The organism is Sphingomonas daechungensis (assembly GCF_039543105.1).
GTDB classification, from domain to species: Bacteria; Pseudomonadota; Alphaproteobacteria; order Sphingomonadales; family Sphingomonadaceae; genus Sphingomicrobium; species Sphingomicrobium daechungense.
On record NZ_BAABJC010000001.1, the window covers coordinates 223,133 to 240,889 of the forward strand.

The 17,757-nt window shown below is 63.8% G+C and carries 10 protein-coding genes; 1 reads left to right on the plus strand and 9 read right to left on the minus strand.

Annotated elements, in window-relative coordinates; genetic code table 11:
* Window positions 1-3: 3 nt before the first annotated feature.
* From secA to addA, 3 genes are all read right to left on the minus strand, one after another.
* The gene (gene secA / locus ABD928_RS01115; RefSeq protein WP_345165266.1) at window positions 4-2,736 is read right to left on the minus strand and encodes a preprotein translocase subunit SecA; all 2,733 of its coding nucleotides are present in this window, start codon (window positions 2,734-2,736) and stop codon (window positions 4-6) included.
* Window positions 2,737-2,914: 178 nt separating this feature from the next.
* A complete protein-coding gene (trxA, locus tag ABD928_RS01120) occupies window positions 2,915-3,259 on the minus strand; it encodes a thioredoxin (protein ID WP_187714113.1) in 345 nt (114 codons plus the stop codon).
* A gap of 57 nt (window positions 3,260-3,316) precedes the next feature.
* A complete protein-coding gene (gene addA / locus ABD928_RS01125; protein ID WP_345165270.1) occupies window positions 3,317-6,751 on the minus strand; it encodes a double-strand break repair helicase AddA in 3,435 nt (1,144 codons plus the stop codon).
* Between the two features lie 71 nt (window positions 6,752-6,822).
* On the opposite strand from addA, the gene ABD928_RS01130 reads away from it, so the two are divergent.
* The gene (locus tag ABD928_RS01130) at window positions 6,823-6,969 is read left to right on the plus strand and encodes a hypothetical protein (protein ID WP_187714114.1); all 147 of its coding nucleotides are present in this window, start codon (window positions 6,823-6,825) and stop codon (window positions 6,967-6,969) included.
* 2 nt (window positions 6,970-6,971) lie between these two features.
* On the opposite strand, the gene addB is transcribed toward ABD928_RS01130, so the two are convergent.
* The 6 genes from addB to ABD928_RS01160 form a co-directional block, all read right to left on the minus strand.
* A complete protein-coding gene (gene addB, locus ABD928_RS01135; RefSeq protein WP_345165275.1) occupies window positions 6,972-9,866 on the minus strand; it encodes a double-strand break repair protein AddB in 2,895 nt (964 codons plus the stop codon).
* Window positions 9,859-10,620, minus strand: a complete 762-nt coding sequence (locus ABD928_RS01140; protein WP_395623948.1) for a nucleotidyltransferase family protein — start codon at window positions 10,618-10,620, stop codon at window positions 9,859-9,861. Before ABD928_RS01140 ends, addB begins: the two co-directional genes overlap by 8 nt.
* On the minus strand, window positions 10,617-11,615 hold the full coding sequence (locus ABD928_RS01145; RefSeq protein WP_223276175.1) for an aminoglycoside phosphotransferase family protein: 999 nt from the start codon (window positions 11,613-11,615) through the stop codon (window positions 10,617-10,619). The genes ABD928_RS01140 and ABD928_RS01145 overlap by 4 nt, the downstream gene beginning before the upstream one ends.
* Window positions 11,600-12,034: a tRNA (adenosine(37)-N6)-threonylcarbamoyltransferase complex ATPase subunit type 1 TsaE gene (gene tsaE / locus ABD928_RS01150; protein ID WP_345165282.1), complete on the minus strand. Its 435-nt coding sequence runs from the start codon at window positions 12,032-12,034 to the stop codon at window positions 11,600-11,602. The genes ABD928_RS01145 and tsaE overlap by 16 nt, the downstream gene beginning before the upstream one ends.
* The gene (locus ABD928_RS01155; RefSeq protein ID WP_345165285.1) at window positions 12,031-14,388 is read right to left on the minus strand and encodes a PAS-domain containing protein; all 2,358 of its coding nucleotides are present in this window, start codon (window positions 14,386-14,388) and stop codon (window positions 12,031-12,033) included. Before ABD928_RS01155 ends, tsaE begins: the two co-directional genes overlap by 4 nt.
* 148 nt (window positions 14,389-14,536) lie before the next feature.
* Window positions 14,537-17,647, minus strand: a complete 3,111-nt coding sequence (locus tag ABD928_RS01160) for a TonB-dependent receptor domain-containing protein (protein ID WP_187714116.1) — start codon at window positions 17,645-17,647, stop codon at window positions 14,537-14,539.
* Window positions 17,648-17,757: the final 110 nt, after the last annotated feature.

Genomic DNA, 17,757 nt, shown 5'->3' on the forward strand with positions numbered 1-17,757 from the left:
CCCTCAGGCCAGCTGGCCGTGACAATGCTTGAACTTCTTGCCCGAGCCGCACGGGCAGAGCGAGTTGCGGCTGAGCGGCGGGGTCATGGTTTCGCCGTTCTCTCCCGCAGGGAGCTCCGGCTGCGGAATATTGAGCGACGAAATGCCGAGGCTCGAAAGGACTGAGCCTGCATCGCGGTCGGCCGTGTCGTCCTCACCCGACAGCGGATCGATGTGCTGGGTGATGAAGTCCGGAAGCTCCATGGGCGGCGGATCCTCGAGCCTGATTTCCGTCCTCATGAGCACGCGAGTGACTTCCTCACGGATGGACACCAGAAGGCGCTCGAACAGCAGGAATGCCTCCTGCTTATACTCATCGATCGGCTTCTTCTGCGCGTAACTGCGCAGATGGATGACCGCGCGGAGGGCGTCGAGCGTTGCGAGATGCTCTTTCCAGTGGTGATCCAGCGTCTGGAGGAGCACGCTCTTTTCGTAATTGTTCCAGCGCTCAAGCCCGAGTTCGGCAGGCTTCGATTCCATCTTCTCGTCGGCGAGCTTCTGCAAACGCTCGACGATCGTCTCCTGTTCGACGGCCTCTTCCTCAAGCCACTCCTCGAGCGGTGGCTGAAGATTGAAGATCAGGTCCACGCTTTCCCTAAGCCCGGCCACATCCCATTGCTCTGGATACGAGCCTGGAGGGCAGTGCGCAGTGACCAGCGAAACGGCCGTTTCCGCGCGCATGTCGACAACGACTTCGTTGACGTCTTCGGCGTCCATGATGTCTGCGCGCTGCTCGTAAATGACCTTGCGCTGGTCGTTCATCACGTCGTCGAATTCGACGACCTGCTTGCGGATGTCGTAGTTACGCGCTTCGACCTTCTTCTGCGCAGTTTCGATCGCCTTGGAGATCCACGGGCTGACGATCGCTTCGCCATCCTCAAGGTTCTTGTTCATCAGGCGCGCGAACATGGTCTGCGGGCCGAAGATGCGCAGAAGGTCGTCGTCGAGGCTCAGATAGAAACGCGAGAGGCCGGGGTCGCCCTGGCGGCCTGATCGCCCGCGTAGCTGATTGTCGATGCGCCGGCTCTCGTGGCGCTCGGTGCCGAGCACGAACAGGCCACCGATATCCAGCGCCTGCTGTTTCTCTATCGCAATCTCGGCGCGGATCTTTTCGGCCTGCGCCTCATATTCGGGCGTCCCTTCCGTGAGGTCGGGAAATTCGTCCTGCATCCGGAACTCGAGGTTGCCGCCAAGCTGAATGTCGGTGCCGCGGCCGGCCATGTTCGTGGCAATGGTCACTGCGCCCAGGCGGCCCGCCTGGGCGACAATATGCGCTTCGCTCTCGTGGAAGCGCGCGTTGAGCACCGAATGCTGGATATTCTCGCGCTGCAGGAACTCGGATAGCATTTCCGACTTCTCGATCGAGACCGTGCCGACCAGCACTGGCTGGCGAAGCTCCTGGCGGTGCTTGATCTCCTTCGCGATGGCCGCAAACTTGTCGGTGATGTTCTTGTAGAACTCATCGTCATCGTCGACGCGCTTCACCGGCACGTTGGTCGGAATCGATACGACGTTCATCCGGTAGATGTCGAAGAATTCCGGGGCTTCGGTCATCGCCGTGCCCGTCATGCCCGACAGCTTCGGATACATGCGGAAGTAATTCTGGAAGGTAATCGATGCGAGGGTCTGGTTCTCGGCCTCGATCGTGACGCCTTCCTTGGCTTCGACAGCCTGGTGAAGACCATCGGACCAGCGGCGTCCGTCCATCATGCGTCCGGTAAACTCGTCGATGATGACGACCTTCCCGTCCTTCACGATGTAGTCGATGTCCCGCTTGAACATGACGATCGCCTTGAGCGCCTGGTTCAGGTGGTGGACGACTTGCGTGTTGGCGATGTCATAGAGGTTGCGACCTTCGATCAGGCCCGCTTCCTCGAGCATCCGCTCGGCCTTTTCCGTACCCTCTTCAGTGAGGACGACCGTCTTCTGCTTCTCGTCCTTCTCGTAATCCTCGGGAACGAAGCTTTTCACGATCTTGTCGACGGAGACATAGAGCTCAGACTTGTCATCCGTGGGACCCGAAATGATCAGCGGCGTGCGCGCTTCGTCGATGAGGATCGAGTCGACCTCGTCGACAATCGCGAAGTTGAATGGCCGCTGGACCATCTGCTCGCGCGAGTACTTCATATTGTCGCGCAAATAGTCGAAGCCGAGTTCGTTGTTGGTCGCGTAGGTGATGTCGCTGTTGTAGGCCTCGCGCCGCTCCTCGTCGCTAAGGTTCGGGACGATCACGCCGACAGTCAGGCCGAGGAAGCGGTAGATCTGCCCCATCCACTCCGCGTCGCGGCGGGCGAGATAGTCGTTGACGGTGACGACGTGAACGCCCTTCCCCGGCAGAGCGTTGAGGTAGACGGCGAGCGTCGCGACGAGCGTCTTGCCTTCGCCGGTCTTCATCTCGGCGATCTCGCCGCGGTGAAGCGCGATACCGCCAATCATCTGGACGTCGTAGTGGCGCTGGCCAAGCGTGCGCCGCGCGGCTTCGCGAACGGTCGCAAAGGCTTCCGGAAGGAGATCGTCGAGCTTGGCTCCGCCTTCCAGGCGGCGACGGAAGATGTCGGTCTGGCCGCGAAGCTCCTCGTCGGTCATGGCCGAAATGGCCGGCTCGAACCCACTTACGGCGTCGACATATTTCCCAAGGCTTCGGACATAGCGATCGTTAGACGATCCGAAGATGCTCTTGGCCAGTGCGGCGATCATGGAAATCCTTTACGTGCCGGGCGCTTAGACGGCCTGAACGACTGCCCCCACAACAGCCGGCAAATTGTGGCGGGCGATGTAGGCAGCCCCCTAGCTCTAGTCAATGAAACGAGGGTTTAACAGCGAGCGGGACCGGAGGCCGTAAAAGCCACCGGTCCGGCCGCAGGATTTCGATTCGTTACGCCTGTGCGCTCGACTGGGAATCCAGGTTGCTCTCCAGCCACTGCTGGATCTGGCTGCGAGGAGCGGCGCCGACCTTCTGCGCGACCGGCTGTCCGCCCTTGAACAGTAGCATGGTCGGGATGCCGCGCACGCCGTAGCGGCCCGGGGTCTCAGGGTTTTCGTCGATGTTGATCTTCACGACGGAAACCTTCTCGCCCAGCTCGTTCGAGATTTCCTCAAGCGCGGGAGCGATCATCCGGCACGGACCGCACCACTCTGCCCAAAAATCGACGAGAACGGGACCCGAAGCACCCAAGACATCATCCTGGAAGCTCTGGTCGGTGACGGACTTGGTGGCCATTTCGAAATGTCTCCGTGACAAAAGTTAACGCACATATGGGGAGTGTGGTCGGCAGTCTCAACACTGCAATTGGAACAGCGCCGGTCCGCTGGTGTAAAGTAGCGCCGCGCGAACCTCCCGCCCGGGGAAGATGACCCGCAATGCGCCGGTGTAGGCCTTCATCTGGGACTGGTGCGGACCGGGTATTTCGCCTTCCGATGCTGGCACCTGGCCAGTCTTGAAGTCGATGACCGAGACGCGATCCTTCTCAACCAACAGCCGATCCACGGTTCCGGCAACGACCGTGCCGTCCGGCAGTGTCGCGGCGAGAGGTGCTTCAGCGAGAGAGCCGTCTCCGAACAGGGCGGCGAACCGCACATCCGACAACACTTCGCAAACGGTATCCGCAATCTCCGTCCGCCTCCCCTCCTCGGTGACGCCCGCGGAGCGCTCAAGCCAGCGCAGCGCAGTCGCGTGCCGGTGCTTCGGATCCACATCAGCCAACCGTTCGAGAAGTTGGTGGATCAACGTTCCCCGCTCGGCGGCGGCGCGCATCGTTTCACTCGGCGGCGGCAAGGCCTCCCGGTCTTCGGCGATCGCGGACGGAGCGAGCGGCCGCGGAGGGCGGGACTCCGGAGGCGCCGGGGCTGTGGCCCAAGCGGGAATCGGCGGGTTCGGAAGTGCCGCGGCGTCCGCTTTCGGTTTGACTGCACTGACAGGAACTGAGCCGCTGTAACGCAGGACCTGCCCCCATGGCTCTTCGACCACGGGTTCGGCCCCAAGCGAGACCAGCGCCCGCTCGACGCTGCTGTGCCAGCAGTTCTCAGGCCTGACGCCGTCCTTCGTTTTCGGCTTGATCCCGGCGATGACCAGCCGCTCCTCGGCGCGAGTCAGGCCGACGTAAAGGAGCCGCCAATGCTCTTGAAGGTCCCGAGCTTCCTCGACTGCGATGAGTTCGCTGAAGGGAGAGACACGCTCCGCCTTGCGCGGGCGGATAAGCGGGACTTCCCCCACTCCTGTTATCGGGAAATCCAGAGTACGCTGAACGCCGCCCAGGCGCGCCGGATCGGCCGTTGCGTCGGCGAGAATGACCACCGGAGCTTCCAGCCCCTTCGCGCCGTGCACCGTCATCACCCGCGCCGCGTTGGTCGGCGCCGAAGGGTCACGCTTGATCTCCACCTCCCCACGCGAAAACCAGTCCAGAAAGCGGTCGAGCGACGCAATCTCCTGCTGCTCGAAATCGAGTGCGCTCGTCAGCAGCTCGTCGATCGGATCCCGCGCGGCCAACCCGAGCCGACCGTAAAGCTTCCTTCGCCCGTCCATCGGCCCGCTGAGGATCGTCTCCAGGAAGCGGTGCGGTGTCGTGAAATCGGCCATCGCCAGAAGCTGGCCAAGCTCGTCCCTCGTTTTCCTGAACTCGGGCCGGGTATCCGCGCGTTCCCCCAGGCGCTGCCAGAGCGAAATGCGGTCGCGGCCGTGCGCTAGCTCGAGAAGCAGTTCCTGGCTCCAGCCAAGCAGCGGCGAGACCAACAGGTTGGCGAGGTTGAGATCGTCGAGCGGTTGCGCGGCGAATGCAATCGTCGCCAGCAAGTCCTTGACCGCCAGTGGCTCCTGAAGGTGCAGGCGGTCGATACCCGCCACCGGCACGCCCTCCTCGAACAGGCGCGCCACGATGAGCGACGCCAGCTCGCCTCGGCTTCTCACGAGGATCAGGACGTCTCCCGCGCTGAGCGGCCGCTTGGTCGACGCCAGCACGGGGCCCTCATCGATCCAGCTGCGAACCTGCCGGGCAAGGGCACTGGCGTAACGGCGGGCATCCTCGCCTAGCCAGCCTTCCTCGCCCTCTTCCTCCTCCACACCGTCCTCGACGGAGAAGGGCGTCCAGAGTTCGACAATCCCGGGCCTGCGGTCGAAGTGTGCCTGATGTTGGTTTGGCCGCTCCGGGAGGCCCATTCGTTCGTATCCAACGTCGGCGATCACCGCATCGACGACGTCAAGCACGGCAGGCGCGGAGCGATAGCTGGCCTCGATCGATAGATCGCGGAATTCCAGCGCGGCTGCCTCATCGTCATCGTCGGCAAACAGCATGCCGGAGGCGAAGCGGGCGCTGGACGATTGCTTGCGGACCCATTCGCGAGCGCGGCGGAACTCGTTCGGGTCGGTGCCCTGGAAACCGAAAATCGCCTGCTTGAAGTCGCCGACCATGAAGAGGGTGCGATTGCGGTCCTCGCGAGCGCCCGAGCCGGCGAAGAACTCACCCGCAAGCGCCTGCACGATCTCCCACTGCTCGCGGTTGGTGTCCTGGCTTTCGTCGACGAGAATATGGTCGGTGCGGCGATCAAGCTTGTAGCGCACCCACTCACTCATCCCCGGCGTAGCCAGAAGCGCGCGGGTCCAGGCGATCAGGTCGTTGAAGTCGGCAACACCTGCGCTCCGCTTCGCCGCGGAATAGGCGATGGCGAAGGCCTGCCCCGCCCGGAGCCCCGCCGCCATGTCGGCCGCCAGGCGAACGCCGTTCTGGACGGCGAGCAACTCGCTGACGAGGTTGGCAAGCCGACCGGCATGCTCTTCGTAATTGGGCTCAGCCTTCGTCTGTCCCGGCGAGACCTTCAGCGTGTCCTTGTCGGTGAGGACGACTTTCCTGATCTCGGTGAGCGAGGCGGCACGTTCGATCGGCGTCAGGGAAAGCCAGCGCTCGATGACGTCCGCATGGCCAAGCCCGGTCGACGCTCCCCAGCGCCGGTTTGCGTCGGCGATGGCGCGCAACAGATCGCGATCGATGCGGTCGTCGCCGAGATGATGAGCGAAGAAATCGTCGACCGAGGCATCGGGCAATCCCATTGTGCCGCGAATGAACGGCTCGATCGAATCCGGTGCGCCGAGCTTCGCCATTGCATCCGCAGCGTGCGCACAAAGCATCAAGTACCGGACCGCGCCTTCCTCGCCGAGGCGAAGGCTCAGGCATTGCACGTCCCCGATCAGCCGTTCGTCGCCCTTGGCTTCAGCGTCCGCCAGAAGGTTGGCCAGTGTCGTGCGGGCCAGCTCCTGCTCCGCCCTGCCCTCGATCGGCGCAAAGCCGGGGGTGATCCCCGCCTCCGCGGGGAAAGCCGCAAGCAGAGCCTGCGCGAAGCTGTGGATGGTCTGGATACGAAGGCCTCCAGGCGCTTCCAGGACCTTGGCGAACAGCCTACGAGCGCGTTCACGGCTATTCGGACCGGGGTCGGCGCGAAGGGCCATCAGGTCCTGCCCAAGCTCCGCATCCTTCATCCGAACCCAGGCGGCCAGGCGCGCCCCGATGCGGTTCGCCATCTCCGCCGCGCCGGCTTTCGTGAAAGTCAGGCAAAGGATCGTCTCGGGATCGGCGCCATTCAGCAGCAGGCTGAGGACGCGGCCAGTCAGGACCTGAGTCTTGCCCGATCCCGCCGACGCCGACACCGCGGCATGTACGTTGGGATCAACCGCAGCGGCCTGAGCACCCTGGAGGGACGGCAAAGGCTTGAACCGGCGCCCCATCAGGCGAGCGCTTCCATTGTCTTCGCAGCACTCATAAAGTTGGGGCGATCGTAAGCATTCAGAGGTTCGAAATGGCCGACAACGAAGACAGCGACGAAGCCAGCGAGCAGCGCCGGACGAAGCTCGTGAAGGCCGGTGTGGCGGTCGGGATCGGCTCGGCCGCGATCGTCGCAGCCTTGCTCTACGCGTCCAAGGTGAAGAAGAAGCCGCGCCGTTAACCTCACTTGCGGCCGTACCATTCTTCCAGTCGCATGAGCTGGTCATAGTCGCCATAGGGCGCGTAGCTCGGGTTCAGTTTCGCAATGAAGGGCTCGTCGCCCGTCAGCCACTTGCGGGCGGCTTCGCTGAAGTTCCGAAGCGCATGGTCGAGGAATTCCTCAGCGCCCATCGACTTGTCGGGCCGAACGCACTTCCCGAACTGGTCGCGATACTTGCTGAGCGACCAGTATTCGTGGGTGCTCGATTTGCCCGAGATACCATCGAACCCGCCGGCCTCCGCGATGAGCCCGAGCAGGCCCAATTGCAGCGCGAAGCCCTCGTCGACCGCTCGCTGCGACGGGGCCTTGCCGGTCTTGTAGTCGACGATCGCAATGCCGCCGCTTTCAAGCCGGTCTATGCGGTCGGCCTTGCCGTGAAGCACGACACCCTCGATCGTCGCTTCGCCCTTCTTCTCACCCGCGAGGGGTCGGCGTCCCTTGGCCTGGTTCTCGACCTCCTGCCCCTCGATCCAGCGGATCGCCTCCATCAGTCGCGGCTGCCAGAGTGCACGGAGCATCGGATGGATCGTCTCGCTGCGAAGGAGTTCGCGAGCGCGCCAGACCAGCCGCTCAGGATCGCAATTGTCCTCCTTCAGCCAGGTTTCGAAGACCTCATGAACGGCCGTTCCTTTCCAGGCCGCGCTGTGCTCCGCGTCGACCGGGTCCATTCGGCGCAGACCCAGGATCGCCTGCGCATAGAAGGCAAACGGGTCGGCCTTCAGGCGATCGACCGAGGTCACCGAAATCCTGGATGGACGAAGCGACCTGTCGGGCTTCGGTGCCGGGCGATCGGCGGGCATCGGACGACCGGGATCGTCAAGTGCCACCGAAAGCCGCTCCAGCCTGGTATCGTGCGCCAGCCCACCCGTCATCGCTTGCAGCCGCAGCCACAGCCGCGAAGCGACCGTCGGTGATCGGCTGTCGCGGCGCGCGCGCGTGATCAGCACTTGCGGCGCCCCAAGAGCACTGGCGAAGTCATGCGCCGAAAGGCCGATCCGGAATTCGAGACCAGGGAGACCAAGGTTCGCCCGGATCTTCGGCGCCAGCCAGGGATCGGGAGCTGGTAAGGCGGGCCATACCCCCTCGTTCAGCCCGCCCAGGATCATCAGATCGGCTTGCTGCAATCTCGCTTCGAGAAGGCCCCAGATGAACACGCGAGGATGCCCGCCGTAAGGCGGACGGACGCGCACCCCATCCAGGAACTGCCGCAGGATCGGACCGCTGTCGCTCGGCCCTAATGGCAGATCGGATCGGTCGAGCGCCTGAAGCTCCGCGAGCAGGTCCGCAGCTCCTCGACCCGCGACACCCGACCAGATCCTCTCGCCTGACAGTTCGCTGGCTGCGGCCGATGCCGCCCTTGCGAGACCGGACAGCGACTGAGCGTCCCGCACGGCAGCGAGGGTGGAGAGGCGCGGGCGAAGGCGCTTCCAGGCACGGTCACGAATTGCGTGCTCGGCGACATGTGCGTCGATGCCTTCAAGTCCACCGGCGGGTCGGGGCCCACGCAGCGCCTCGTCGAGCAAGCGAACGTCATCCATCCACCGGCGCCGCTCCTCGCCCTCCCTCCCGACGAGCGGGTGCTTCAGAAGCGCGAGCAAGGGAACCGGTGCCAGATCTTCCGCCGCTGCAGAGGCGATCGCCAGCAGCAAAGTGCCGGTCGGCAATTGGGACAGAGCCCGGCCGGCGCTATCGTCCGCCTCGATTCCCCAACGCCCGAGCAATGCGGAAACACGCTGGGCGAGCAGCCGATCGGGCGTGACGAGAGCGGCCGTTCGTCCCGGCGTCTCGAGCGCCTCACGGATCGCGAGAGCGATGGCCTGCGCTTCGGCCGCGGGATCGGAAAGCTCGACGGCCCGGATGCCGGTCAGCCGCCGCTCGGGCGGCCTCAGCGCGTTCCACTTGTCGCTGAAATCTGCGCCAGTCATCCCGTTCGCAATCGCGCGGCTTCGGACTGCAGGCGACGCAGATCGCCCGGATGACGGCCAGAGCTGGACCTCGCCCCTTGCCACGCCAATCCGGTCGAGGAGCAGCTTCAGATGGTATTGAGGGTGGGTTTCCTCGCTGCGACCGCGGTCGTCGGGGCCAAGCGCGTCCCATTCCGCGTCCGGCATCGCCTTGAGCAGGCTCAGGCCGGGGACCACGACGAGTCCGTTCGGCATTCGTGCGACCCGCCCCAGCAGGTCGGCAATTGCCGAAGCCGAGGTGGTGATTCCCGCGGCAACCGTGAATCCACTCGGCGGTCTCTCGGACCACCGCTGCGCTGTCCGCCGCAGAAGCCGATTGCGGCGATCGGTAAGATCGATGCGACCCCGCTCGGCGAGGAGCGATGGCCAGCGATCGAGAACGGCGCGAAACCGCTCCAGCGCCTTCTGCCAATGGTGCGCAAGGTCCGGTGCATCGGCCGCAGCGTCCGTCAACCGGCTCGGCTCAATCTCCTCGATCTCCAGGGCATCGATCGTCCGCGCCAGTTCCTGTGCCAGACGCAGGGCCTCGGCCGATGATTCTCCCGGTCCACGGACCATCTCCGCCAGGAGCATCAGCCGTTCGAGCGGATCGATCGCCGGCGGGATGGGGTCGTCATCGTCTGCCGGATCGAGCGCACCACCGATGCGGTCGTCAAGCTCCGGATCGCCGACCGGGATCAGGCGCGGCAGCAGCAGCCCCGACCCGCTCGCGCGAACGAACGCGTCCGTGACCGTTCTGACCGCACGATTGTTCGGCAGCAGGATCCGTCCGGACGCCAGCGCCAGGGGGTCGGCCCCGAATCTCGCGATCAGGCCCGCGACGAGGGAATCCGAAAAGGACCGGTGCGTGGGGATCGTGAAGACGGCCGGTTGGCCGCCGTGCCCCTCAGCCATTCTGCAGGAAGGCTTCGGTCTCGACGATGGACTTCGGCGTCCCGACATCGAACCACAGCCCCTGGTGGACTGCGCCGAAGCAGCGGCCTTCCTCGATCGCCCGGTCCCAGAAGACATTGGTTGAGAATGCACCCTCAGGCGCATCTCTCAGCAAAGCCTTGGACACGATCTGGATACCGGTGAAGACGAATGGTGCGATGCGCGCCTTCTCACGCCTTCTCAGGCGGCCTGCCCGGTCCATGTGAAAGTCGCCGAGCCCGCGATGATTCTGCGCCCGGGCGTGCGGCACGAGCAGCAGGAGAGCATCCATTCGTGAGCTGTCCCAATGCGAGGCCAGCAGCTTCAGCGTATCGGCGGGACCGTCGATCCAGAGGTTATCGCTATTCACCACCAGGAACGGATCGTCGTGGATCAGGGGTGCAGCCTTGACCAACCCGCCGCCCGTTTCGAGCAATTGCTCGCGCTCGTCGGAGATGGTGACGTTGAGCCCGCCGGCCTTCGCTGCAAGGTGGGCCTCGACCGAACCGGGGAGGTAGTGCACGTTGACGACGATATTCTCGACTCCGGCGGTGCGCAGCCGGTCGAGGACGTGGTCGATCAGAGGCTTGCCGGCAACTTCGACGAGCGGCTTTGGACGGGTCGCGGTTAGCGGCCGCATGCGCTTGCCCAGTCCGGCTGCCATAACCATCGCCGTCTTCGGCACATCCGCCGAGACTTCGGCACGAAGCCTCAGCGCGCGGCGAGCAGCGGTCACGCCGCCTCCTTCCACGGGGCGAGGCGAAACTCCGGGCCGACGTTTTCGTCGAACCAGCGACGGACCGGCTCCAGCCCTGTCTGGGCAAGATCGCGCTCCAGCAATCCCCACATGCGCGGCTGGAAATGCGTGTAGTGCGGCTTGTTGTCGCGTTTCCACAGGCGAGTGAATACGCCAAGGATCCGCGTGTTGCGCTGAGCGGCGAGGCCCCAATAAGCGCGCGCAAATCGCTCGTCCTGGCTTGTCGCGGTCACGTAGCGATCGAGCATTGCGCGCTCGATCGCAGGCGGCACATCGCGCCGCGCGTCTTCCAGAACGGATGCGAGGTCGTATGCCGGGTGACCGGCCAGCGCGTCCTGGAAATCGAGAAGTCCGAAATGCTTCACTCCCTCGCGGCCCTGGACCAGCATGACATTTTCGGCGTGATAGTCGCGCAGGACCGTGACGGGCCCAAGACCGTCGTTCGCGATGGGCTCAAGAACCTCCGTCCAGGCGGAGCAATACGCAAGTTCGTCCACCGTGAGGCCGACGGCGGGGCAATACCATTCGGTGAACAGCTTCAGTTCTTCGAGCCATTGCTGCAAGCCGTGCGGCGGAAGCCCCGGCATTGGCGGATGCCCGTGCAGATGAACCAGCACGTCCGTCGCCATCTCGTAGAGTTCTCTTTCTCGCGAAGGATCGCTGTCGAGACATTCGCGGAGGCGCTCGTCGCCAAAGTCGTTAAGGAGCAGCAACCCGCCGCTGACGTCCCGCGCGAGGATTTCCGGCGCCGTCAGTCCGGTCCTCGTCAGCCATTCCGCTACGGCGACGAAGGGACGAACGTCCTCATGTTGGGGCGGCGCATCCATCAAGACCGCGCTCCGGTCGCCGAGCTGCACGCGGAAATAGCGACGGAAGGACGCATCGCCTGCCAGCGGCCGGATTTCCGCACCTTCCCAACCGCACGAAGCGAGGAATTGGGGCGCGTGAGGCGGCGGAATCATGGTGGAGGCCATCGCCCTTGCCATGAAGACGGCACGTTCGCTGTCAAGCTCCGCGCGCCGTCCGCGGCAAAATCCAGGGTCAAAGCAAGCGCTTGCGGCCAGAGCCCGGTACCTGCCTTTTCCGGCCATTCGACCAGAAGCACACCGTCCGCGGCCGCGTCGAGGCCGAGTTCTTCCAATTCTCCATGATCCTCTATCCTGAACAGATCGACGTGCCAGACCGGCGGCGAGAGATCCTCATATGGCTGGACGATCGCGAAGCTGGGACTCGGCACATCGCCCTCATGCCCCAAAGCTTGGAGGATCGCGCGGGCCAAGGCAGTCTTGCCGACGCCCAAGGGCCCCCTGAGCGTAACGACGTCTCCTGGTCGCAGAAGTGCTGCCAGCCGCTGCCCGAACGCCCGTGTTTCGCTCTCATCGGGCAGGATCATCGGGAGCCGCGGGGTATCGTCAGCGTGACGGTGGTACCCTTACCTTTCTTGGAGTCCAATTCGACTGCACCGCCGTGCGCCTCGAGGAACTGACGGGTCAGGGGCAGTCCAAGTCCAAGTGCCGCCTCACCCCTGACGCCGGTTTCGTTGATCCGGTCGAACCGCTCGAAGACACGCGGCAAGTCCTGCTTCGAAATGCCGATGCCGTTGTCGACAACCCGAATGACGGCGTTCGCTTCGTCACCCGTAGCCTCCAGCCGCACCCGTCCCTTTCGATCGGTGTAGGCAATGGCGTTGTTGAGGACATGCTCGATCGACTCTCGAAGGCGCCTCACATCCCCGAAGACGAAGCCCGTGGTCGGCGCGACGTCGACCTCGAGCTTCTGCTCTTTCTCCTTTGCGCGGGCCTGCACCGTCTCGACCGCCATCCGGCACAGGCCACCGAGGTCCACGCGCTCCTTTTCGAGTGCGATTCCGCTGACGTCGCCCTGGGTCAGCGCAAGCACGTCGTCGATCAGCTTCGACAGCCGATCAACAGCCTCCAGGATCGCACTCACATAATCCGCGGCTGCAGGTGCAAGTTTCCCGGCGTATCCGCCAGCCAACATCTCCGCGAAACCGCCGATGGACGTGAGAGGCGTCCGCAATTCATAGCTGACGTTGGCCACGAAGTCCGTTTTGACCCGGTCCGCTTGCTCGAGCGCGGTCGCGCGTTCTCGCAAGGCTTCCTGAATCCGCGTCGAGTCCGTGACGTCGACCATCGTAAAGAGCGCGTTGCCATCAGGCAGCGGCACGGCAGCGAACTCGAAATGCCGGCCATCGGTCAGCGAGATATGACCGCTCGCGGGTTGCCTCTCGTTGGTGGTGTGCCGCACCATTTCACGGATCTGCGCCGCCGCCGTGGGATTGACGAGCTTGCGGGCCATCGCCGGCACGAGCTCATCGACACGCGGGTGCTCGGTAAGGCGTTCCTCCTCCAGGTCCCAGACGTCCTGGAACCTCTTGTTCCACAGGTATAGCCGTCCATCGCTGGCGAACACGCTGATCGCTTCGAACAGGTTGTCGAACGTCGCGGCACGAACCCGCAGCAAGGTGTCGCGAGCGGACGCAAGTCGCACCTGCTCGGTCCGATCCTCAAAGAACATCCGAAGACCGCCATCAGGCAGCGGTTGCGCGACAATGCGGAGATGGTCGCCGTCGGGAAGAATCCAGTCTTCCTCGATGACTTCCTGCGGGCTGGTAAACCATTCCCGACGTTCGGCCTTCCATACCGGAAAATCGCGGACTTCGGGGACTCGATTGCGTTCGCGCATGCGTTCCAGCACGCGGTCGAACTCTGGGCTCTCTGCCAGCCATTCTGGATCGAGCTGGGCCATTACGGCAAACGGCTGATTGAAGAAGCTGACGTTGCGGTCGCCGTCGAACTGCACGGTGCCCGCCGTCATTCGGTCCGCAAGATCCCGTTGCGACTGGACGTGGCGGGCAAGCTCGGCCCGCGCGTCCTCCAGGTCCTGAACGTCGATTGCGAAGCCGGCGACAGCGCCGGTCGGAAGCGGAACATTGACGATCCGCATCATGCGGCGTTCCCCCCGGATCGTCGCGGGCTGCATGCGGTAATGAAACTTGCCGGATTCGATCGCCGCTTGCGCGGAGGCACGCGCGCTGTCCGAGCCGGGAGCGTCGATCAGTTCGATCGAGCGTGCAATGACGTCGCCAGCATCCTTGGCCTCGACGGCCTCGACGAAGGCGCGATTGACCAGTCCCAGTCGAAGATCTGGTCCCCGATACCACATTGGGAACGGTGCCGCTTCGATAAGGTGTGTAAGCGAATCCAGCGCCGACTCTGTCTGATGGATTCGCAGATCGAGTTTGGACCGCTCCGCTTCCGCCGTGCTCGTGTCCGAAAGCCAGAGCAGCATTGTTCCGGCAGGTTCGGGCGCAGGGGCTGGCGCCCCCCGGATTTCGAGCACTCGATCCGAACCCGCCACCTTGGCCTGGAGTTCGACGCCCCCGCCTGAGAGCGATGCCGAGCGAACAGCCTGCTGGATTTCATCGAGGGCGGCGAGATCGAGCCCGAATTTTTCTCCGCCAAGATCGGACCATGTCCGGACTGGTCCCTTTAGGCCAAGTTCCCGGACGAGCCTCGAGTCCATTTCGACCGTGCCGTCGGGCCGCGCGATGAGCGGCCTCGCAGGCGACACTTCTAGCAAGGACGCCATCGACCGGGCGGCGGCGATTACCGACCTCGCTTCCCGGATTCGGCGGGCGGCAATGACCAGAACGGCCGCCGCAATCGCGAGCCAGAGCCCCGCGATAAACAGCACCAGCCATCCCGAACCCCCGATCTCGCCCATCAGTCCCCAGACTTCCGAAGAAGCCCGACTTTAGTCGCTGGCGCGCAGTTGCAAAGGAAAGAAAGCTCGGGGGCTCAGCCGACGAGGTCCGGACAAAAAAAACGGGCGGGATTTCTCCCGCCCGTCGAGTTGTTGATCAGGTTTGACCTTAGAAGATCTTCGCCTGTGCGTTGATGAAGAACGTCCGGCCACGGAAGTCCCATCCGGACTGCAGCGGGATGTTCGAAATGGTGTTCACGAACGGATCCTCGGCAGTGATCTTCGGCGGCTTCTTGTCGAAGACGTTCCGAACACCGGCCGTCAGGCTGTAGCGGTTGCTCGGCTCATAACGCAGGGCAAACGTGTGCAGCCAGTAGTCCTTGACCGAGAAGTCGTAGACGTTCGACGGGTAATCCGCCGGGTCGACCAGGAAGTTATCGCTGCTCTTGCCGATGAACTCGACACCCCAGCGAGCGTACCACGGACCCCAGTCGTATCCGACGTGACCGGTGCCGGCCCACTTCGGATTACCGATCGAACCTTCGAAGTGCGTTGCCGCAAAGTTCGGATCGTTCTGGTTGACGCGGTCGATAACCCGAACCGCATTGATGCCGAGGTCGAGCTTGCCCGGGCCCAGCTCGCGGTCGTAGCGGAGGGTGAAATCGATACCCTTCACCATGTCCGTCGCGACGTTGATGTACGACTGGGTGATCGTCAGCTGGCCGGTACCCGAGCCGGTGTACGGCGCGCGGACGACGAACTGGCAATACTCAGGCCGCGTTCCGTCGTAGCAACCACGGGCGAGAGCACCCGCGCCAAGCTGCGACACGCCGTTGTTCACCTCGATGCGGAAGTAATCGATGGCGAGCGACAGGTTACCGAAGGCCGGACCGAAGGTCGGCTGGATCACCGTCCCGAAGGTCAGGTTCTTCGACGTCTCCGCCTCAAGACCCGCAGCCGCGCCGCCCTGTTGGATGACCGTCGTGCTGCCGTTGTTGATGAAGTTGTTGGGCAACCCATCGGCAAGGCAGTTGGCGACGATCGTCTGGTTGGTGACGTTGAAGAGGCTGGTGCACGGATCGGTGCTCTGAGCCGACAGGAAGCCCGTCGTCGAACCCAGGAACTGTTCGTACAGCGCCGGAGCACGATACGAGGTGCCGTAGCTGCCGCGGAACGCCAGCCAGCGGGTTGGAGCCCACTTGCCGCCGATCTTGTACGTCGTGTCCGACCCGTACGATTCATAGTGGGTAAAGCGGCCCGAAGCGTTGAAGGTCAGCTCGTCAGCAAACGGAACGTTGCGGAGGACGGGGAACTCAAGCTCGGTAAATGCTTCCCAGACACTGTCGGAGCCCTTGGTGATCGGCGCCGAGGTGAAGTTGTACAGGTTGTTGCGCTGCGCATCGGACGACGGGACGTCGTTGATGCTCGACTTGCGATACTCGAAGCCGACCACAGCCTGAGCGTCACCGCCCGGCAGGCGGAACAGCGGTCCGTCGAACGTCGCGTTGAAGGTCGTCTCACGGAACGACGTATGGCCCACCACGTCGTCGGTGACGTAGTCGAACCATGCTGCTGCCGCCGTGCGAGCCTGGCCGCCGATGATCGCATTGCTGATCGCCGGAGCTGGAACGCAGTTGCCGATCGTAACCACGCAGGCAAAACGCGCGCCCGGCGTGTTGGCGATCGTTGCACCCGGCGTCGTGATCGGCGTGCCAGCTGCGTTGACCAAGCGAACGTTCAAGCTCTGGGCAAGGCGATCCGCAAGGATCTGCTCGAAGCTGTAGGTGCCGTCGGCCCAGCTCTTGTTGGCGTAGAAGTCGTAACGCCACGTCGGCAGGAACGGCAGGTCGCCACGGAAACCAACCGAGAACTTCACGAAGTCCTGCGTCTGGCTGCTGTCGTAGATGCCGTAGTCGGCAAAGGTACGAATGCCGATGGCAGAGTTCACCCGGCGCGGCTGAGTTGTGAACAGACCGCCATTGGCTGCGAGCAGCAACGGGCTGTTCGGGGCATAGTCGAGAGTGAACTGGCGCTGGCCATTCTGCTGCGACTTGCGGCGGGTGATCAGCAGTTCCGAATAGAGCTGGCCGTCACCGAAGAAGCCGGTGTCGTAGGTCGCCGAGAGATAGCCCGTGTAGTTGCGGGTCGGCGAGATGACGTCCTGCTTCAGCATCGACGGAGCGAAAGTATCGCGAACCGCGAGGCTGCTGCCGAAACCGCCACCCGTCGTCGGGTTGTAGATCAGGCCGCCGACGCACTCGAACCCCGGCAGGGTTCCAGCGGTGTTCGCGGCATTCGGCCGCCAACGGTTACAATAGAGATAGTAGCCCGGAGGATTGGGCTCGAAGCCGGGCGCCACGTCGGTGCCCGGATTGTTAATGAAGTAGAAGCCGGTGCCGATCGTGTTGACCGTGACGCCGCCTTCTTCAAGCGGCCAGCACTTGTTCGTGTCGTTAACGCCCAGCGGGCTCAGGCGGCGCTGCTGCGGGCAACGGGTCCAGGGCAGGTCGCCCTGGGTGATGCGGTTGCGGTCGAACACTTCGATCGAGCCGAGGATCGAGAAACGCTCGCCCGACGTGCCGGCGGTGATCGAGTAACGCTGCGACGCGCCAGCACCGACTTCCGGAGCCGTGATGTCAGCTTCGATGGCAAGGCCGTTGAACTTGCTGAGCGTCACGATGTTGACGACGCCGGCGACGGCGTCCGAACCGTAAATCGACGACGCGCCGGTGTTCAGCACTTCGATCCGGTCGAGGATCGAGGTCGGCAGAACGTTCAAGTCGGCAGCACCCACCTGGCCGCGGGTACCGGCAGGAGCAATACGGCGGCCGTTGAGCAGGATCAGGGTGCGGGTCGTACCAAGGCCGCGCAGCGACAGCGTGTTCACGCCCGGACCGCCCTCAACGACGAAACCACCGAAGGTATCGTTGATCTGGCCGGTGCCGCCCGTGACGCCGACGCTCTGAAGCACTTCAGCGGTCGAATTGAAGCCGGCATCGACCGCGGCGTCGCGGTTGATGACAGTGACGGGGTCGACCCCGTTGAAATTGTTGCGACGGATGCGCGAACCGACGACGACGATGCCTGAATCGGCACCCGTGGTGGTCGCACCTTGTGCAATAGCCTCGCCTGCAGCCGTCTCAGCCGCAGGACAATTGGCGCTCGGATCCCGCTGGTCAGCAGGAGCCGCGCACGGGTCGCTGCCGGATGCCGGCGGCGTGGAGGTCTGCGCATTCGCAGGCGCTGCTATCGCAAGCGCTGCGAAGGAAGCAGACGTCAAAAATGCATAAGAAATTGGGCGCATGTGAAGTCGATCCCCCTCGGAGTGGATGGAAATTTCCCCTGCGGACGACTTACGAAACCCTCTGTGAAAAGAAAGCAAAGAGCGAC

Excerpts from the sequence above, each read along its gene's own strand:
- addB (WP_345165275.1), bottom strand. The coding sequence starts at position 9,866 with ATGGCTGAGGGGCACGGCGGCCAACCGGCCGTCTTCACGATCCCCACG.
- trxA (WP_187714113.1), bottom strand. The coding sequence starts at position 3,259 with ATGGCCACCAAGTCCGTCACCGACCAGAGCTTCCAGGATGATGTCTTG.
- tsaE (WP_345165282.1), bottom strand. The coding sequence starts at position 12,034 with ATGATCCTGCCCGATGAGAGCGAAACACGGGCGTTCGGGCAGCGGCTG.
- ABD928_RS01145 (WP_223276175.1), bottom strand. The coding sequence starts at position 11,615 with ATGGCCTCCACCATGATTCCGCCGCCTCACGCGCCCCAATTCCTCGCT.
- secA (WP_345165266.1), bottom strand. The coding sequence starts at position 2,736 with ATGATCGCCGCACTGGCCAAGAGCATCTTCGGATCGTCTAACGATCGC.
- ABD928_RS01130 (WP_187714114.1), top strand. The coding sequence starts at position 6,823 with ATGGCCGACAACGAAGACAGCGACGAAGCCAGCGAGCAGCGCCGGACG.
- ABD928_RS01155 (WP_345165285.1), bottom strand. The coding sequence starts at position 14,388 with ATGGGCGAGATCGGGGGTTCGGGATGGCTGGTGCTGTTTATCGCGGGG.
- addA (WP_345165270.1), bottom strand. The coding sequence starts at position 6,751 with ATGGGGCGCCGGTTCAAGCCTTTGCCGTCCCTCCAGGGTGCTCAGGCC.